This is a genomic window from Longimicrobium sp., from assembly GCA_036377595.1.
In the GTDB taxonomy this organism is placed as follows: Bacteria; Gemmatimonadota; Gemmatimonadetes; order Longimicrobiales; family Longimicrobiaceae; genus Longimicrobium.
In genome coordinates, this window is sequence record DASUYB010000048.1 from 1 (window position 1) to 15,616 (window position 15,616).

Annotated in this window: 19 protein-coding genes; 11 read left to right on the top strand and 8 right to left on the bottom strand. The window is 69.9% G+C overall.

Annotation, left to right across the window (positions count from 1 at the left end; genetic code table 11):
• Positions 1 to 299, top strand: a 299-nt coding sequence (locus tag VF092_06905) for a hypothetical protein (GenBank protein ID HEX6747011.1), incomplete at its 5' end; no start/stop codon positions are given.
• 7 nt (positions 300 to 306) lie between these two features.
• Here the strand turns inward: VF092_06905 and VF092_06910 are convergent.
• The 5 genes from VF092_06910 to uvrB all read right to left on the bottom strand — a co-directional run bounded on the left by VF092_06910 (position 307) and on the right by uvrB (position 4,887).
• Positions 307 to 828: a single-stranded DNA-binding protein gene (locus tag VF092_06910; GenBank protein ID HEX6747012.1), complete on the bottom strand. Its 522-nt coding sequence runs from the start codon at positions 826 to 828 to the stop codon at positions 307 to 309.
• A gap of 95 nt (positions 829 to 923) precedes the next feature.
• Positions 924 to 1,409, bottom strand: coding sequence for a ribosomal protein S18-alanine N-acetyltransferase (gene rimI, locus VF092_06915; GenBank protein ID HEX6747013.1), 486 nt, complete (start codon positions 1,407 to 1,409; stop codon positions 924 to 926).
• Entirely contained in the window at positions 1,409 to 2,116 is a 708-nt protein-coding gene (gene tsaB / locus VF092_06920; protein HEX6747014.1) for a tRNA (adenosine(37)-N6)-threonylcarbamoyltransferase complex dimerization subunit type 1 TsaB, read from the bottom strand. Before tsaB ends, rimI begins: the two co-directional genes overlap by 1 nt.
• A complete protein-coding gene (gene tsaE / locus VF092_06925) occupies positions 2,113 to 2,574 on the bottom strand; it encodes a tRNA (adenosine(37)-N6)-threonylcarbamoyltransferase complex ATPase subunit type 1 TsaE (GenBank protein HEX6747015.1) in 462 nt (153 codons plus the stop codon). The genes tsaB and tsaE overlap by 4 nt, the downstream gene beginning before the upstream one ends.
• 252 nt (positions 2,575 to 2,826) lie before the next feature.
• Positions 2,827 to 4,887, bottom strand: a complete 2,061-nt coding sequence (uvrB, locus tag VF092_06930) for an excinuclease ABC subunit UvrB (GenBank protein HEX6747016.1) — start codon at positions 4,885 to 4,887, stop codon at positions 2,827 to 2,829.
• Between the two features lie 528 nt (positions 4,888 to 5,415).
• Between uvrB and VF092_06935 the strand changes: the two genes are divergently transcribed.
• The 6 genes from VF092_06935 to VF092_06960 all read left to right on the top strand — a co-directional run bounded on the left by VF092_06935 (position 5,416) and on the right by VF092_06960 (position 10,176).
• Entirely contained in the window at positions 5,416 to 5,799 is a 384-nt protein-coding gene (locus tag VF092_06935) for a hypothetical protein (protein ID HEX6747017.1), read from the top strand.
• A gap of 14 nt (positions 5,800 to 5,813) precedes the next feature.
• Complete coding sequence (locus VF092_06940) at positions 5,814 to 6,221, top strand: nuclear transport factor 2 family protein (GenBank protein ID HEX6747018.1); 408 nt, start codon at positions 5,814 to 5,816, stop codon at positions 6,219 to 6,221.
• A gap of 302 nt (positions 6,222 to 6,523) precedes the next feature.
• On the top strand, positions 6,524 to 7,282 hold the full coding sequence (locus VF092_06945; protein ID HEX6747019.1) for a hypothetical protein: 759 nt from the start codon (positions 6,524 to 6,526) through the stop codon (positions 7,280 to 7,282).
• A 155-nt stretch (positions 7,283 to 7,437) separates the two neighbouring features.
• Positions 7,438 to 8,898, top strand: coding sequence for an SIR2 family protein (locus VF092_06950; protein HEX6747020.1), 1,461 nt, complete (start codon positions 7,438 to 7,440; stop codon positions 8,896 to 8,898).
• Between the two features lie 29 nt (positions 8,899 to 8,927).
• Positions 8,928 to 9,341 (top strand): nuclease A inhibitor family protein, encoded by a 414-nt coding sequence (locus tag VF092_06955; protein ID HEX6747021.1) that lies wholly within the window; start codon positions 8,928 to 8,930, stop codon positions 9,339 to 9,341.
• Positions 9,342 to 9,429: 88 nt separating this feature from the next.
• Complete coding sequence (locus VF092_06960) at positions 9,430 to 10,176, top strand: PIG-L deacetylase family protein (protein HEX6747022.1); 747 nt, start codon at positions 9,430 to 9,432, stop codon at positions 10,174 to 10,176.
• Positions 10,177 to 10,547: 371 nt separating this feature from the next.
• Here the strand turns inward: VF092_06960 and VF092_06965 are convergent, their stop codons facing one another.
• A complete protein-coding gene (locus VF092_06965) occupies positions 10,548 to 11,075 on the bottom strand; it encodes a hypothetical protein (GenBank protein HEX6747023.1) in 528 nt (175 codons plus the stop codon).
• Positions 11,076 to 11,334: 259 nt separating this feature from the next.
• Between VF092_06965 and VF092_06970 the strand changes: the two genes are divergently transcribed.
• From VF092_06970 to VF092_06985, 4 genes are all read left to right on the top strand, one after another.
• Positions 11,335 to 12,306 carry a M48 family metallopeptidase gene (locus VF092_06970; protein ID HEX6747024.1) on the top strand — a complete coding sequence of 324 codons (972 nt, stop codon included), beginning with the start codon at positions 11,335 to 11,337 and terminating at the stop codon, positions 12,304 to 12,306.
• 120 nt (positions 12,307 to 12,426) lie between these two features.
• Positions 12,427 to 13,128 (top strand): HU family DNA-binding protein, encoded by a 702-nt coding sequence (locus VF092_06975; protein ID HEX6747025.1) that lies wholly within the window; start codon positions 12,427 to 12,429, stop codon positions 13,126 to 13,128.
• Between the two features lie 358 nt (positions 13,129 to 13,486).
• A complete protein-coding gene (gene rpsU, locus VF092_06980) occupies positions 13,487 to 13,690 on the top strand; it encodes a 30S ribosomal protein S21 (protein HEX6747026.1) in 204 nt (67 codons plus the stop codon).
• A gap of 85 nt (positions 13,691 to 13,775) precedes the next feature.
• Positions 13,776 to 13,985: a cold-shock protein gene (locus VF092_06985; GenBank protein HEX6747027.1), complete on the top strand. Its 210-nt coding sequence runs from the start codon at positions 13,776 to 13,778 to the stop codon at positions 13,983 to 13,985.
• A gap of 310 nt (positions 13,986 to 14,295) precedes the next feature.
• Here VF092_06985 and VF092_06990 read toward each other — a convergent pair whose 3' ends face one another.
• Entirely contained in the window at positions 14,296 to 14,604 is a 309-nt protein-coding gene (locus VF092_06990) for a hypothetical protein (protein HEX6747028.1), read from the bottom strand.
• Positions 14,605 to 14,722: 118 nt separating this feature from the next.
• Positions 14,723 to 15,307: a L,D-transpeptidase gene (locus tag VF092_06995; GenBank protein ID HEX6747029.1), complete on the bottom strand. Its 585-nt coding sequence runs from the start codon at positions 15,305 to 15,307 to the stop codon at positions 14,723 to 14,725.
• Between the last annotated feature and the right edge of the window lie 309 nt (positions 15,308 to 15,616).

Below are 15,616 nucleotides of genomic sequence, written 5' to 3' on the forward strand. Positions count from 1 at the left end.
AAAGATCCCGCTCCTCTCTGGCGAGGACCTTCGTCTGGAGGACCGCAGCGCGATCCGTGGTCAACTCGGTGAGGGAAATCCTCTCCAGCCGTTCGCGGCTCAGTTCCCATCCGGTCTGGGCCCGGTTCTCGGCGATTCGCGGCGGTCGCACCCTGCGCTATCTGCTCTGCCACAGCGAAGCCCGCGCGGAGAGCGTCAGCTTCCAGCTTGAAGATGCGGACCCCGAGGGAGGGCAAACCCAGGATTGGCGCCAATCCTGGGTCTCGCATGTAGCCGGAACTGTCGAACGCCTGCTGTGACGGCCGCTCAGAACGGAAGGTCGTCCCCATCCTCGAACGGCGGCGCCTCGAAGTCGTCGTAGCTGCTGCCGCCGCCCCGGCCGCCGCCACCTCCCCCACCGCCGCCCCCGCCCGAGCCCGCGCGCGACGCCGCCGGCCGCGAGGCGCCGCGGTCCCATCCACCGCCGCCGCCCTCTCCGCCCTCGCTCTTGCCGCCCAACAGCACCACGTCGCGGGCGCGGATCTCGGTGATGTAGCGCGTCTGGTTGTCCTTGTCCTGGTACTGCCGGTACTCGATCTCGCCTTCGACGTAGATGCGGTCGCCCTTCTTCACGTACCGCTCGATGACGTCGACCAGGTTGAACGGCTTGTCCCAGGCCACGATGCGGTGCCACTCGGTCTTTTCCTGCGCCTGCCCGTTGCGGTCGTTCCAGCGCCGGCTGGTGGCCACGGAGAACTGGGCCACCCGGCCGCCGTTCGAAATCGTGCGGATCTCGGGGTCGGACCCCACGTTCCCGATGATCATCGCCTTGTTCAGGCTTCTCGCCATGTGCTCCTCCTCTCAGATGTATCGAACGAAGTGCACTCGGGGAAATGGAAGTGCACATGGATAACGTGCGGTGTCCGCCGTGTCAAGCATTCTGTTCACACGCGCAGACGCATCACGAGCGCGTCTTCGGTTGGTTGCGCGTAATACGAGCGGCGGCGGCCGACCACGGTGAATCCGCGCTCGCGGTAGATGGACTGCGCTACGAGGTTGGATTCGCGCACCTCCAGGAACAGCTCGCGGGCGCCGCGCTCCTTGACCCGCTCGATCACCACGTCTACCAGCGCGCCGCCGATCCCATGGCCGCGCGACGCGGGGGCCACGGCCACGTTCCCCAGCTCGCTCTGGTCGATCACGGTCCAGCAGGCGGAGTAGCCCACGATGCGGTCCTCCAGCTCGGCCACGTACAGGTCGGTGTCGGTGCGGCGCATGAGGCCGCGGAAGGTAGCGTCCTTCCACGGGGTGGAGAAGCAGGCGTTCTCGATCTCCAGCACGCGCGGGAGGTCGGCATGCACCATCGGGCGGATGCGGAAGCCGGGCTCGACGACGAGCCCGAACGGCGCGTCCACGTCCACGCGCGCCATCACGCGCCCCGCGCGGCGGCGATGCGCTCGGCGCCCGAGGCGCGCAGGTACTCCGGCTCCCACGCCGCCGCGTCGGCCACGCGCCCGCTCTCCGGCACCGCGCGGGCGAGCCAGAGCAGTCCCGCGGCCCGGGATTCGTCACCCTGCGCGGCGACCGCATCGTTCCCACAGGCCGCCCGAAGCTCCGCCGCATGCAGCGCCGCGCCGTCGCCGGTGAAGACGGGAGTGACGTCCCGCAGGTGCTCGATCACCTCGTCGACCCTCAGGATGCGGGGGGCGAGCAGCTCTTCCACCTCGTCGCCGCCGAAGCGCCAGCACCCGGCGAACACCTCGCGGTTGCGCGCGTCGAAGAGCGTACAGATCGGGTGATCGACATCGCGCAGCGTCGCGGCGGCGGCCAACAGGCCGGACCAGGCGAAGAGGGGGACGTCGAGCGCGCGCACGATCGCCTTCGCCGTGGCCGCGGCGATGCGGAGACCGGTGAAGGAGCCGGGGCCGCCGCTGACCGCCACCGCCGCAAGGTCGCGCGGCGCGAGACCGGCGGCGCGCACCGCCTCGTCCACCGCGGGCATCAGCAGCGACGACGCGCCGGCCGCCGCCTCCAGCACGCGCTCGGCGGCGATCCGGCCGTCCACGCCGACGGCGACGGAGCCGCCGCGCGTCGAGCTGTCCAGCGCCAGGATCGGCCCCGCGACGGGCGACGTCACGCCGCGCCTCCGTCCAGCGGCGGGAGCGGCGGGGGATGGCCGACGGGGCGCGCGGCCACGCGGCGGACGTCGGGGTCGCCGAAGTCCTCGATCTCCACCTCCCAGCGCGGCTGGGGGAGGAGCGACTCGGCGCGGTCGGGCCACTCGATCAGCACCAGGTCGCCGGGCGCGCCCAGCTCGCTCCATCCCAGCTCCCACACCTCGCCGGGGTCGTCGAGGCGGTACAGGTCGAGGTGCTGGATGCGGATGCCGCGCGGCGCGTCGTAGCTGAACAGGAGGTTGAAGGTGGGCGATGGGATGTCGCCGCGCACCCCCGCGCCGTGGGCGACCGCGCGAGCGAGCGTGCTCTTCCCCGCGCCCAGGTCGCCGCGCAGCGCGATGACGAGCGGCGTGCGCGCCTCGCGCCCGATGCGCTCGCCCCAGGCCACCAGCTCCGGCTCCGTCAGCTCCGCCTCCATCGATCTCCAGCTTCGAGTCGTCGTCCGCGTCCGTTTCGATCCGGCATGCCAGCGCCGCGCCGCGAGGTCCCCCCACCCCCGGCCCCTCCCCCACGAGGGGGGAGGGATGGGGGAGGGGAGAACTGCAAGCCCGCTCGATAATCAGCCCTGAAGGACCAGCCGGCGTCCCAGTCCGCGAAGGCGGACTTTGTGTCGTTGTTGCCGCGAATTCATTCGCCCAGCCGAGCCCGGCAACGCTCCAGCCTCTGATCCTTACACCGTCGGCCGCAGCCCGGCGGACTGGCGGCGCTGCGCCATCGTCGGCTTGGCGCCGTCGATCTCCGCCTTCAGCTCCAGGTACTGGTCGCGCAGGAGGGCGGCGCGCTCGAAGTCCAGCATCGCGGCGGCGTCGCGCATCTCGCGCTCGATGTCGTTCAGCACCTCTTCCGGCGTCTTCCCGAAGGGCTGGCGCTTCTCGGCCACCTTCTTCGCCTTCGCGCTCGCCGGCGCCTCGTACTTCTGGCTGCGGGCGTCGGCCACGCGCGTCTGCAGCTCGATCTCGCTCACCGACTTGATGATCGTCGTCGGGATGATGCCGTGCTCCAGGTTGTACGCCTGCTGGATCTCGCGGCGGCGGTTGGTCTCGTCGAGCATCCGCTGCATCGAGCCGGTGACGTGGTCCGCGTACAGGATCGCCTTCCCCTGCGCGTTGCGCGCGGCGCGGCCCACGGTCTGGATCAGCGACGAGGCGGAGCGCAGGAAGCCCTCCTTGTCCGCGTCCAGGATCGCCACCAGCGAGACCTCGGGGAGATCGAGTCCTTCCCGCAGCAGGTTGATGCCGATCAGCACGTCGAACTTCCCCAGCCGCAGGTCGCGCAGGATCTCCACCCGCTCGATGCTGTCGATGTCGCTGTGCAGGTAGCGCACGCGCACGCCGGCCTGCTGGAAGAAGTCCGTCAGGTCCTCCGCCATCCGCTTCGTCAGCGTGGTGACGAGGACGCGCTCGCCCTTCACCTCGCGCTCGCGGATCTCCGCCAGCAGGTCGTCCACCTGCCCCTTCACCGGGCGGATGATGACCTCCGGGTCCAGCAGCCCCGTCGGGCGGATGATCTGCTCGACCACGACCCCGCCGCTACGCGCCAGCTCGTACTCCCCCGGCGTGGCGGAGACGAAGACCGCCTTGGGCACCATCCGCTCCCACTCCTCGAACTTGAGCGGGCGGTTGTCCAGCGCGGAGGGGAGGCGGAAGCCGTGCTCGACCAGGACCAGCTTGCGCGCGCGGTCGCCGTTGTACATCCCCCCGATCTGCGGGACGGAGACGTGCGACTCGTCCACCACCACGAGGAAGTCCTCGGGGAAGTAGTCGAACAGGCACGCCGGGCGCTCGCCCTCGGCCCGGCCGGCGATGTGGCGGCTGTAGTTCTCGATCCCCGCGCAGGTGCCGATCTCCATCATCATCTCGATGTCGAAGTTCGTCCTGCTCTCCAGCCGCTGCGCCTCCAGCAGCTTCCCCGCGCCCAGCAGCTCCTTCAGCCGCCCGTCCAGCTCCGCGCGGATGCGGGAGACGGCGCGCTCGATCGTCGACTTCTGCGTGACGAAGTGCGTCGCGGGATAGATCGCCGTCTTCTTCAGCGGGGTGATGGTGTCGCCGGTGAGCGGGTCGAAGCGGGAGATGCGCTCGATCTCGTCGCCCCACAGCTCGATTCGCACGCCCTGCTCCTCGTACGCGGGGAAGACCTCCACCGTGTCGCCGCGCACGCGGAAGTTGCCGCGCTCGAAGGCGGCGTCGTTGCGCGCGTACTGGATGTTGACCAGCGACTCCAGGATCTTCTTGCGCGAGATCTGCTGGCCTACTTCGAGGACGACCATCAGCTGCCGGTACTCGCGCGGGTCGCCCAGGCCGTAGATGCAGGAGACGGAGGAGACGATGATCACGTCGTCGCGCTCCATCAGGCTGCTGGTGGCGCGGAGACGCAGCTTCTCGATGTCCTCGTTGATCGACGAGTCCTTCTCGATGAAGGTGTCCGTCGAGGGGATGTACGCCTCGGGCTGGTAGTAGTCGTAGTACGAGATGAAGTACTCGACGGCGTTCTTCGGAAAGAGCTGCTTGAGCTCGCCGTAGAGCTGCGCGGCGAGCGTCTTGTTGTGGCTCATCACCAGCGCCGGCCGCCCGTGCCTGGCGATCACGTGCGCCATGGTGTACGTCTTTCCCGTGCCCGTGGCGCCGAGCAGGGTCTGGTACTTGTCCCCGCGCGCGATGCCGGCGGTCAGCTCCTCGATGGCGCGGGGCTGGTCGCCGCGCGGCGGGAACGGGGACACCAGTTCGAACGGCATGCTGCCTCGATGTTTACCGCGTGGAAGGGAGCGCCTGCGAACCCTTCCCATACCCCGAACAAATCCCGCAGTTCAGCGGCGGCCGAGCGGCGTGGGTCGAGGTTGGGAAGATGGCGCGGCGGGGGGCGCGGGGCAATCTGCCAGGATGCGCCCACCTTGGCCGGTGGGTTGAAACCCACCGCTGGAACATCAAGAAGTCCGCCTTCGCGGACTCCCGCCCGGGCATCCCCGGCGAGTCCAGACTTCCGGGCGTGATCTGGCCTTCCATCACCCTCCCCCCAGTCGCTTTTGGGGGGAGGGTCGCGCGAAGCGCGGGGTGGGGGGCGGGATGCGGCGGACGCACGATCGTCCGCCCGCCGGGCCGGAATCTCCCCCGCGCGCTCCCGATCTCCCCACCGGCTCGTCCGGAAATCTCCCACGGAAGTTCTTCCAAACCCTGACGATCAAACCCCCACACGGAATCGTTTAATTCCGGGCGCTGGAGGGAAGGGCGTCACGAACCGGATTTCCTGGGGGGGTGCGATGGAGATGGGGATTCCTGCCGCGGTCCGCGCGCTGGTCGTGCTGCCGGGGCATGCGGATAGAGAGGCGCGCGTGGACGTCGACGAGGTGCCGTTCCGCGCGCGCGTGTTCCGGACGATGATGATGGCCGGCGTGTGGGGATCGATCTCCACGGCCATGTTCTTCGTCACCGTGTTCGACCCGTTCATGACCTCGATGCCGGTGCTGGTCGGCGCGGTCACCGTCTGGCGCAACTGGAAGGGGCGCTACCGCGTCCGCTCCTTCCACGGCGACTGCCCGCGCTGCGGCGTCGCCATCGAGGTGAAGCCGAACGCGCGCGTGGGCGTGCCGCACCCGCTGGTGTGCTACGCCTGCCACCACGAGCCGCAGCTCGTCCTGCGCGCCGCCTGAGCCGGGGGGCGACGATGAACGAGATCGAGCGCGAGAACCTGGCGGCGGCGCGCCGCTTCGTCGACGCGGTAGCCCGAGGCGCGTCACCCGAGGAGGTCGCGGCGTTCTTCACCGACGACGTGGTGGCGACCGAGTATCCCAATCCCGTTGTCCCCCGCGGCGCCACGCGCGGGCTGGCGGAGCTGCGCGAGGCGTCGGAGCGCGGGCGCAGGGTGATGTCGGCGCAGCGCTTCGACGTCCGCAACGCCGTCGCCTCGGGCGACTGGGTGGCGCTGGAGGCCGACTGGGCGGGCACGCTCGCCGTCCCGTTCGGCTCGCTGGCCGTGGGAGACGAGATGCGGGCGCACTTCGCGATGTTCATGCGCTTCCGCGACGGCCGCATCTGCGAGCAGCGCAACTACGACTGCTACGAGCCGTGGTGACGGTTCCGGTTCACCGATAAAGCCGCACTGCTCATCCGGGCGCCCGCGCGTGGCGTATACGCCGCAGCCGCGGATGTTTGGGACGCGCGGGCCACAATCCCGGTGCGGCACATCGTCCCCACCGGGCGGCCCGGACGGCGCGGGACGGTGGAAATTCGCGCCAATCCTCAGCATCTCCACCGGCACGCCGGTTGCCCTCTGGCCCGGCCGTGGAGGCGGCACTCCAGCCGGGCCGGCCTCCGCTCTTTTCCTCCCCGCCCTTTCATCTCGCCCGCTCTCCGGGCCCGCCAACGGAGGTTTCCATGTCCACGAACGCAGACGCACCGCCGCGGCCCCGACGCCGCAAGATCGCCGTCCCGCGCATGCTGCCGCGCGAGTTCTCGGGCGAGGCCTCGTTCCGCCGCCGCTTCATCGCCGCCGGGATGGGCGCGCTGGCGCCGATCCTGGTCAACCTGCTGGTGGTCGATCCCAAGACGGTGTTCGTGAGCGTGACCCTGGCCGTGGCGCTGGGCTACGCGGTCAAGACCACGCTCCTGTTCATGGCCGGCGGCGCCGTGGCGTGGATGCACCCCGAGGAGAGCAGCCCGCGCAAGCTCTTCCAGATGGGGATCGCCGCGCCGGCGCTGCTGACGGCGGTGATCAACGGCACGCAGGTCGAGCGCCGCGTGGCCAGCGCCGAGGAGCCGGTGTCGGCCGTGGCGCTGCTCACGCTGGCCTCGCCGGCGCACGCGGAGACGCAGCCCGGCGGCGTGCTCTCCTTCCGCCGCCCGCCGGAGGAGAGCGTGGTGCAGCAGCTCTGGCGCGGGTTCACCGGCAGCGGCGCGCACGGGCCCTGGTTCGTGTGCCTGCGCGAGCGCTTCGACAGCGAGCCGGCGGCGCGCCAGGCCGTCGCCCGGCTGGCCGCGCAGGGCGTGCGCTCGCACGTCTACGGCGGCGACGGGCCCGCGCCGGGGTACGTGGTCGTCGTGGCCGGGTGGCTGAACGGCGACGCCGCCCGCGAGATCCAGCGCGACGTGACCGGCCGCGGCGTGGACACCTACGTCTGGTCGTCGGCAGGGTGATTCGCGCGCCGGTCTCTCTCCCGCGCCCCGCCGCGACGAGATCGTGGCGGGGCGCGCTGCATCCCGCGGGGCGATGCCATTGACGGCGCGGGCGCCGGGGCGAATACTCGTCGTCGCCGGGCGGACGGCATCCCCTGTTCATCCCGATCTTCATCATGTCGACGCTCGCAACCATCCTCGCCGACCGGCAGAACCGCGTCGCCTTCGACGAGCTGTGCAAGGCGATGCGCCGCCGAGGCCCGCGCCCGATCGCCATGGTGGGCGCGGGGACGAGCGTGGCGCTGGGCTACCCCAGCTGGGACGCGCTCCTCGACCGCCTGGACGAGCGCGCCGCGGAGGCGATGCGCGGTGCCCGGCAGCAGGCCGCGCCGCCGGTGAAGGACTATCCCGACAAGCTGTGGCGCGCGCAGGAGTACCGCCGCCGCATGGGCGAGGTGGCGTTCGGCAGGGCGTTGCAGGCCATCTTCCGCCCCAACGGCAACGCCGCCGCGCTGGTGGACGACCTGGTGCGGCTGCCGTTCAGCCACTTCATCACCACCAACTACGACCAGGCGCTGGAGGACGCGCACCAGCGCGTGTTCCAGCGCGAGCCGCCGTCCATCAACTGGGACGACCGCGACGAGGTGGTGGAGTTCATCACCCGCGTGGCCGACCCCACCTGGCGGCGGCGGTACGTGCACCTGCACGGGCGGTGGGACCGGCCGGACAGCATCGTGCTGAGCGACGCCGACTACACGCGGCGCTACGTACAGTCCGACGACACCCCCAAGAAGCTGTTCGCCATCTTCGCGCTGCGCCGCTTCGTGTTCATCGGCTTCTCGCTCTCCGACCCCGACCTGATGGCGGTGCTGCGCGAGGTGGCGGCGCGCATCGGCGGCGTGGGCGCGCGGCACTTCGCGCTGGTCGGCTACGAGCGAGGGGAGAACCTGGAGATGCACCGCAGCCGGTTCATGTCCAAGTTCGGCGTGGCCCCGGTCTTCTTCGAAACCACCGGCCGCGACTTCACGGGGCTGCCGCTGCTGATCCGCGCGTTGCTGGAGGAGTGCGGGCGGCAGCCGAAAGCCGCCACGGCACCCTCCCTCACCACCATGATGTGGTCGCCGATCGTTGGGCGGCAGCATTCGGCCGAACATGCGCGCGACATGAGGAGTCGGGAGGAGTTCCGGGAGCTCATCGAACGGATCCCGATCTCCGAGAGCCTGACGGACCTGCGGTCGCTGAGCGGACGTTGGAGTATGTTGGACGAGTCGTTCGCCGAGCCTCCGCCCCTGAATCCTGACGACCCCCACAAGCATCGGTTCGGCGGGAAGCCGGCGGCGGGCGGGAAGGTGCTGCGCGCGCACGTGAAACCGGTGGGCGACGGCGAATGGTTCGAGGTGCGGCTGGAGGTCTCCGCGGAGCCGACGGCGCCGCCGCTGGAAGGGAGCGTCACCTTCCATCTCCATCCCACCTTCGTGCACGACCGCATCGAGCAGCCGGTGAAGGACGGCGCCGCGCGCGTGAAGCTGGTGGCGTGGGGCGCCTTCACCGTGGGCGCGGAGACGAGCGACGGGACGCGGCTGGAGCTGGACCTGGCCGAGCTGCCGAGCGCCCCGATGGCGTTCCGCATGCGCTGAGATCGAATGATCAACGAGAGATAGAGGAGATGACGAGCGACATGTCCGACCTGCGCCGCCGCGTGGAAGAGGCCGCCGAGGGGCTGACCTACACCAGCGAGAGCGACCGCCCGTTCGAGTGGTTCGAGCTTCCCGGCGGCGCGGCGGGATGGCCGTACGGCATCGGCGAGTTCGCGCGGCGCACTGGCGCGGCGGCGGACGCGCCGCTGGAGGAGCGCACGCTGGACCGCTTCTTCAAGCCGCACATCGAATCCACCGACCTCTACGACACGCGCGCGCAGGAGATCCGCCCGCGCTACGAGGCGTTGAAGCGGCTGCTGGCCACGGGTCTGCGCGAGGTGCGCGTCTTCCGCGTCGGCCGCATCGCCATCGACTGCTACGTGGTGGGCGACGACGGGCGCGGCAACCTGGCCGGCGTCCGCACCGTGGCGGTGGAGACCTGAGGCGGGCGGGGCTGGCACAGAGTCCGGCGCGCACATTGCGCGGCGTGGCAACACACGGCGTTTGAACAGGGATCAGGCGAACGGGCGGATGGCGAGGCAGACGCTGCTGGTGGGGCTGGCGCACCCGGACGACGAGGTGGGCGCGGCGGGCACCATCCGCGCGCAGGTGGCGCGCGGCGACCGGGTGGTGGTGGTGTGGCTCACGAAGGGGGAGATGACGGAGGCGTTCGGCCCCGTCTCCCTCGACGAGGTGTCGCGCATCCGCGAGGAGCACGGCGTCATCGCCGGGCGCATCCTGGGGTGCGAGACGCGCTTCATGGACTTCCCCGACACGCGCCTCGAGGCCACGCCCGACGCCGCCCACCGCGTGGCGAAGCTGATCGCCGAGGTCAGGCCCGACGCGGTGCTCACCTGGGGCGAGGCGTGGGCGCGCGGGATGCGCCACCCCGACCACCAGGCGTCGGGAAAGATCTTCCGCGACGCCATCACCCTGGCGCGGCTGGCGAAGGCCGTCCATCCCCTCCCCGCGCACCGCGAGCCGGCGCCGGTGTTCACCTTCCGCGGCTCGTACTCGCAGCTGCCGGCGGTGGTGGTGGACGTGGCGCCGTACGTGGACCAGATCCACGAGCTGGCGCGCTTCTACTTCGAGCGGATCGGCTTCGGCAACCCGGACTGGATCGACCGCCGCCTGCGCGTGGCCGCCGAGGCGCACGGGCTGCGCTACGCCGAGGTGTGGGACGCCTGGGAGACGCGCGGCGGTGTTGTGCAGAGCCTCCTGCCCGCCTCGTCCGAGGGCCTCCCCGGCGAGCCCGTCCATCCCTCGCGGCCGATCTGATCCCTGTAACGACGAGTCTCACGCGGAGACGCGGAGACGCGGAGAAAAGAAGGACATCGCTGATACCGTTTCTCAGGACTTACCGTGCATTCCCATGTTCCCGAACTGAAGAATCTCACACGGAGGGAACGGAGGGAACGGAGGAACTCAGATCGCGTTCAGTTCCTCCGTTACCTCCGCTTCCTCCGTGTGAGTCATTCTTTGAGGATGTCGGAATGCATACTGAATCCTCGGAATTGGCATGAGTTCTCCGTGCCTCCGCAGTTCTCTGTGTCTCTGTGGCTGTGTGAGATTCTTCTGGATCTCCGGAAACGCGAAGGGCGGCCGATGCGCTCGGCCGCCCTTCCGCGTTCGATCCGCCGGACCGCCGCCTACGAGGCCTTGTTGTAGACCAGCTTGTAGGTCAGCGGCTGCGGCAGCCGGGGCGAGCGGATGGTCACGTTCATGGTGAGCGTGCCGCCGTCGGCGCTCACCGTGTAGGTGTTGATGCGCGACCCGTCCTCGGCGCGGAAGGTCTGCACCAGCCGCCCGTTCTCCCACTCGGTGGAGAGGTCGAACACCTCGCCGTCCTCGCGCGTCCACTTGATCGGCTGCCCGTTGGCCGGGCTCTCGATGGGGCGGCGCTGGTCGAAGGTGGTGGACACCTGCGCCTGCGTGTAGTTGATCACCACGCGGTTGTACGTCGAGTTCGTCTTGCGCAGGCGCCCGCGCGCGATGGGGCGCGTGATGAAGCTCATCCGGGCCACCGCCGCATCGATGGCGCGGTTCACGTCGTCGCTGGCCTGGCGGTTGATGGTCCACGTGCCGCGCATGCTCGACTCCTGCGCGTGCGACGCCGCGGGAAGGGCGAGGACGGCCAGGAGGGGGAGCAGGAGCGTGCGGGTCCGTTGACGGCGCATGGCGGAGCCTCCAAGATGCAGTGGGAATGCGGTGGGCCGGCGGGATTACTGGCGTGTGCGCGCAATCTACACGGCGGACGGCGGGTGCGGTAGAGCGGCGCGAACTCGTTGGTCCGACACGGGTTACCCCGCCCCACGCGCGATTGTTTCATCGCCGCGCCCGCTGAAACCACCCGCGCTCCCGCGGCGTACCACCCGCCGTAGCCCGCCGCATCGCGTCCCGCGGCGCTTCTCCCGCAATCTCCCGAAAGTCCGAACGATGGCTGATCCGCTGCGTCCCAAGCGCATCCTCACCGACATCCACCCGCGCAGCTGGGAGCACCCGGCCGACCGCGCGGCGCTGAACGCCCTGCGCAAGATCCCCGTGTTCGACGAGGTGCTGCGCAAGCTGCTGGAGATCCTGGGCGAGAAGGCCACGCGCCTGGCGTTCCTGGCCAGCGCGGTGCGGGTGACGCCCGACCAGTATCCCCGCGTGCACAAGCTGTGGGACGAGGTGTGCCGCACCCTCGACGCGCCGGGCGAGTACCCGCTCTACGTCACCCAGAACCCCACGCTGAACGCCGCCGCCTACGGGATGTCGAAGCCCTTCGTGATCGTGCACGACACGCTGGTGAAGACCTTCGACGACGACGAGCTGCGCTTCGTGCTGGGGCACGAGCTGGGGCACGTGATGAGCGGCCACACGCTCTACAACACCATGATCCAGCTCCTCATCGCGCTGGCGGGGATGGGCTTCCCCATCGTGGGGCTGGCCGCGCGCGCGGTGCTGCTGGCGCTGCTGGAGTGGAGCCGCAAGGCCGAGCTGTCGTGCGACCGCGCGGGGATCCTGGCGGTGCAGGCGCCCGAGCCGGGGCTGCGGGTGATGCTGAAGTTCGCCGGCGGCACCCAGCCCGAGGCCAACCTGGGCGAGTTCATCCGCCAGAGCGACGAGTACCGCGAGACCGGCGACCTGGCCGACCAGGTCTACAAGGTCCTGATCCTCCTGGGGATGACGCATCCCTTCCCGGTGCTGCGCGTGGCCGAGCAGCGCAACTGGTTCGAGAGCGGCGCGTACGAGCGCATCATGGCGGGCGACTACCTGCGCCGCGGCGAGGACTCGGGCCCGGTGAGCGAGGATTTCGCGGAGGCCGGAAAGTCTTACAGGGAAAGCGCTAAGGAGACCTTCGGCCAGGCCGCCGACGCCGCGCGCAAGGTGATGGACGGCTTCCGTTCGGGGTTCAACCGGGACTAGCGCGGGGGTGATGCGAGCCGATTCAAGGTCCTGCCTAGCGAAAGTGGAACCGATGTTGCGTCATGGGTGTGCGGCGCGGACGGGCCGCGCCGCACTACCGCCCCTGACGGAGAGCCGAACATGAACAAGTCGGAGTTCATCGACGCCGTGGCCGAAAAGGCCGAACTCACCAGGGCAGCGGCGGCGCGCGTGGTGGATGCGATCTTCGACACCGCGTCGGGCGCCATCTCCGAGGCAGTACATGCCGCGGGGTCGCTGTCCATTCCCGGCTTCGGGAAGTTCACCCGGCGCACCCGCGCCTCGCGTACCGGCCGCAACCCGCGCACCGGCGCCGAGATCACCATCCCCGAGCGGACCACGGTGGGCTTCAGCGCCGGCCGCGGCCTGAAGGAGCAGCGCAGCACCTCGCGGCGCAAGAGCTCGTCGGGCGGCAGCACCCGCAGCGGCGGCAGCAAGTCGTCCAGCCGCAGCACCGCGTCGAAGAGCAGCGGCTCGAAGAGCAGTGGCGGATCCAAGAGCAGCGGTGGCTCGAAGAGCACGGGCAGCAAGAGCGCCGGGTCGAAGAGCAGCGGTGGCTCGAAGAGCACGGCCAGCAAGAGCACCGCGTCGAAGAGCAGCGGCGGCTCGAAGAGCACGGCCAGCAAGAGCAGCGCGTCGAAGAGCAGCGGCGGCTCGAAGAGCGCGGCCAGCAAGAGCAGCGGGTCGAAGAGCAGCGGCGGCTCCAAGAGCACGGGCAGCAAGAGCGCGTCGAAGAGCGGCGGCTCGAAGAGCAGCGGCGGCTCCGCCTCGAAGAGCGGATCGAAGAGCGGCGGCCGCAGGTAGTCCCGATCGGGCGTAAACCCGAACGCTCTCCGTCCGCGCGGGGCCGCATCGAACACCGATGCGCCCCCGCGGCTGTCCAGGGGATTGGTCTCACGCAGAGCAGCGGAGGAAGCAGAGAACCGATTCGTCTCTGCTTCCTCCGCTGCTCTGCGTGAGCCTTGCTGCTATCTCATTGGAGGATCGTGGAAGACGGAGTCGCGCGCTTCGTGCGGTTACAGGCTTGACGGTTGCGGGACATGCGGATAAATTGCGGTTTCCCGCGTTTTGCGCGGGCCCGCAGCAGCACTTCAGGGGGACCCCGGGGATTCGGGTCCCCTCGCGATTTTTCCCAGACTAAAGACGTACCTGGAGGACACGCGTGGTCGAGATTCAGCTTGGCGAGAACGATCGCCTGGACTGGGCCCTCAAGCAGTTCCGCCGCCGCATGATCCGCTCCGGCCTGTTCAAGGCCATGCGCCGCAAGCGGTTCTACGAGAAGCCCAGCGAGGCTCGCAAGGCCAAGTCGAAGGCCGCGCAGCGCCGCCGCGCCAAGGACCGGCGCAACGCCCGACGCGCGATCTGACGCGCGCCGGGCGGTTTTCCACCCAGTCGGTCGGTACGGCACAACCGGTACGCCCGACGATCATCAACACACCAGGGAGTACGGCATGCGCACGACCGGCAAGGTGAAGTGGTTCAACGACGCCAAGGGCTTCGGGTTCATCACCCCCGAGAACGGCGAGAAGGACTGCTTCGTGCACCACTCGGCCATCCAGGCCCAGGGCTTCCGCTCGCTGGCCGAGGGCGAGCGCGTGGAGTTCGACATCGTCGACGGCCCCAAGGGTCCGGCGGCGGAGAACGTGGTGCGGCTCGGCTGATCCTCCAGCGGGCTCGACGCTGAAACGACGGGGCGCCTCCGATCCATCGGAGGCGCCCCTTCGTGCTTGTATCGCCGGTGCATCGGGCTTCGGCGACGATGCGACTGAAGTCGCGGCTACAACGACACGCAGTCCGCCTTCGCGGACTTCAACGGCGCGCGGCCGCGCCGCCGTTCGGGATCCCCACCGATAGTCGCGCGGCTACCTCTCCCGGGACGGGAGAGGTGGCGAGCCCCAGCGAGCCGGAGAGGGCGCGATGCGGCGCCGTGCACGCCGGTCTGATTTCTACTCCATCCATCATCCATCTTCCTTACAGCAGCCCGCAGTGCATCGCGCGGACGACGATCTGGTCCTGGCGGAAGCGGCGTTCGAGCGTCTCGCGGTACAGCCGCCACCACTCGCGGTCCTGGTGCTGCGCCATCACCTCGGCCACGACCACGTCGTCGCGGGCCACGTTGCCGTCGTCATCCTTCCACAGGCCCACGGCGGGCGAGCGGGCGTAGAACGTGGCGCCGCCGAAGCGCTCGGTCAGCTCGCGGCGCACGCGCTCGAACTCGTCGCGCGCGAAGAGGCGCTGCTCGTTGTCGCGCAGCGGGAGGAGGATCTGGATCAGGTACACGCGTCACCGTCCGTGCGGGTGGTCCGCCCCGCGTGATGCGCGGCGCGTGCCACCAACGGCGGCGCGCCGGACCCGCGGGGGATCCGGCGCGCCGCCCATCGCTTCGCGTACGCCGGCGCTAGCGGTGGATCTTGATCAGCACGGGCTGGGAGAGGTAGACCTGGCGCGTGCTGCTCAGGCGGTCGCGCACGCGGCGGAACCAGCCCGGGGAGCGCGGCTCGCCGCCGTTGGCCATCACCAGGCGCGCTACGGAGATGACCGCGCTGTTGCTCATGCGGATGCAGCCGTGCGACTCCGCCTCGCCCAGCGAATCCGTCTCGCGCGTGCCGTGCACGTACAGGTCGGGCTCGCGGAAGAACATCTTCACGCGCCCCATGGGGTTGCGCGGATCGCCGGGGGCGCGCGGGCGCTTGTTGCGGGCCCAGCGCGCGTCGGGCGGCACCCAGCGCGGGTTCCAGACGATGTGGCGGATGCGGTATTCGCCCGTGGGCGTCGCGTGCCCCGGCTGGCCGATGGCCACCGGGTACGAGGCCACCGTCTCGCCGTTCTTCACCACCGACAGCTCGCGGGCGGAAAGGTCGACGCTCAGGTAGAAGTCTGGATCGCGCGACGCCGGGCGCGCCTCCGCCGCGGGCGCCGGAGCGCCCATCCCCAGCACTGAAATCGCGAGCGCCGCCGCGGCGATCCCCTTACTCAATCTCACCATAGATCCTTGCTCTGCAACGGGTTACGGATCACTTGGACCCGCCGCACAAGGAAGGATCGTGCCAAACAGATGCTCTCGCGCGCTCAGGCGAGGCTGTGAGACAAGAATATACGCCGCCTCGATGCGCAGGGCGGCGATGAGCTTTTGTGGAGATTCGGAGACTGCCCGCGGTCCGCTCCAATCCTGTATCCGCTCACCATCCCTCCAGCAACGAAGGCCTGACGTCAGCGAGGATACATATAGTGTACAGAGTAAACAAGCCGCCCGCCAGAGTTCTGACACACTCTGGGCCTCAGGATGACGTCG

Bases quoted from the DNA above. Each gene is read 5' to 3' on its own strand.
- VF092_06910 (HEX6747012.1), bottom strand. From the start codon at position 828: ATGGCGAGAAGCCTGAACAAGGCGATGATCATCGGGAACGTGGGGTCC.
- rimI (HEX6747013.1), bottom strand. From the start codon at position 1,409: ATGGCGCGCGTGGACGTGGACGCGCCGTTCGGGCTCGTCGTCGAGCCC.
- tsaE (HEX6747015.1), bottom strand. From the start codon at position 2,574: ATGGAGGCGGAGCTGACGGAGCCGGAGCTGGTGGCCTGGGGCGAGCGC.
- uvrB (HEX6747016.1), bottom strand. From the start codon at position 4,887: ATGCCGTTCGAACTGGTGTCCCCGTTCCCGCCGCGCGGCGACCAGCCC.
- VF092_06935 (HEX6747017.1), top strand. From the start codon at position 5,416: ATGGGGATTCCTGCCGCGGTCCGCGCGCTGGTCGTGCTGCCGGGGCAT.
- VF092_06940 (HEX6747018.1), top strand. From the start codon at position 5,814: ATGAACGAGATCGAGCGCGAGAACCTGGCGGCGGCGCGCCGCTTCGTC.
- VF092_06945 (HEX6747019.1), top strand. From the start codon at position 6,524: ATGTCCACGAACGCAGACGCACCGCCGCGGCCCCGACGCCGCAAGATC.
- VF092_06950 (HEX6747020.1), top strand. From the start codon at position 7,438: ATGTCGACGCTCGCAACCATCCTCGCCGACCGGCAGAACCGCGTCGCC.
- VF092_06955 (HEX6747021.1), top strand. From the start codon at position 8,928: ATGACGAGCGACATGTCCGACCTGCGCCGCCGCGTGGAAGAGGCCGCC.
- VF092_06960 (HEX6747022.1), top strand. From the start codon at position 9,430: ATGGCGAGGCAGACGCTGCTGGTGGGGCTGGCGCACCCGGACGACGAG.
- VF092_06965 (HEX6747023.1), bottom strand. From the start codon at position 11,075: ATGCGCCGTCAACGGACCCGCACGCTCCTGCTCCCCCTCCTGGCCGTC.
- VF092_06970 (HEX6747024.1), top strand. From the start codon at position 11,335: ATGGCTGATCCGCTGCGTCCCAAGCGCATCCTCACCGACATCCACCCG.
- VF092_06975 (HEX6747025.1), top strand. From the start codon at position 12,427: ATGAACAAGTCGGAGTTCATCGACGCCGTGGCCGAAAAGGCCGAACTC.
- VF092_06985 (HEX6747027.1), top strand. From the start codon at position 13,776: ATGCGCACGACCGGCAAGGTGAAGTGGTTCAACGACGCCAAGGGCTTC.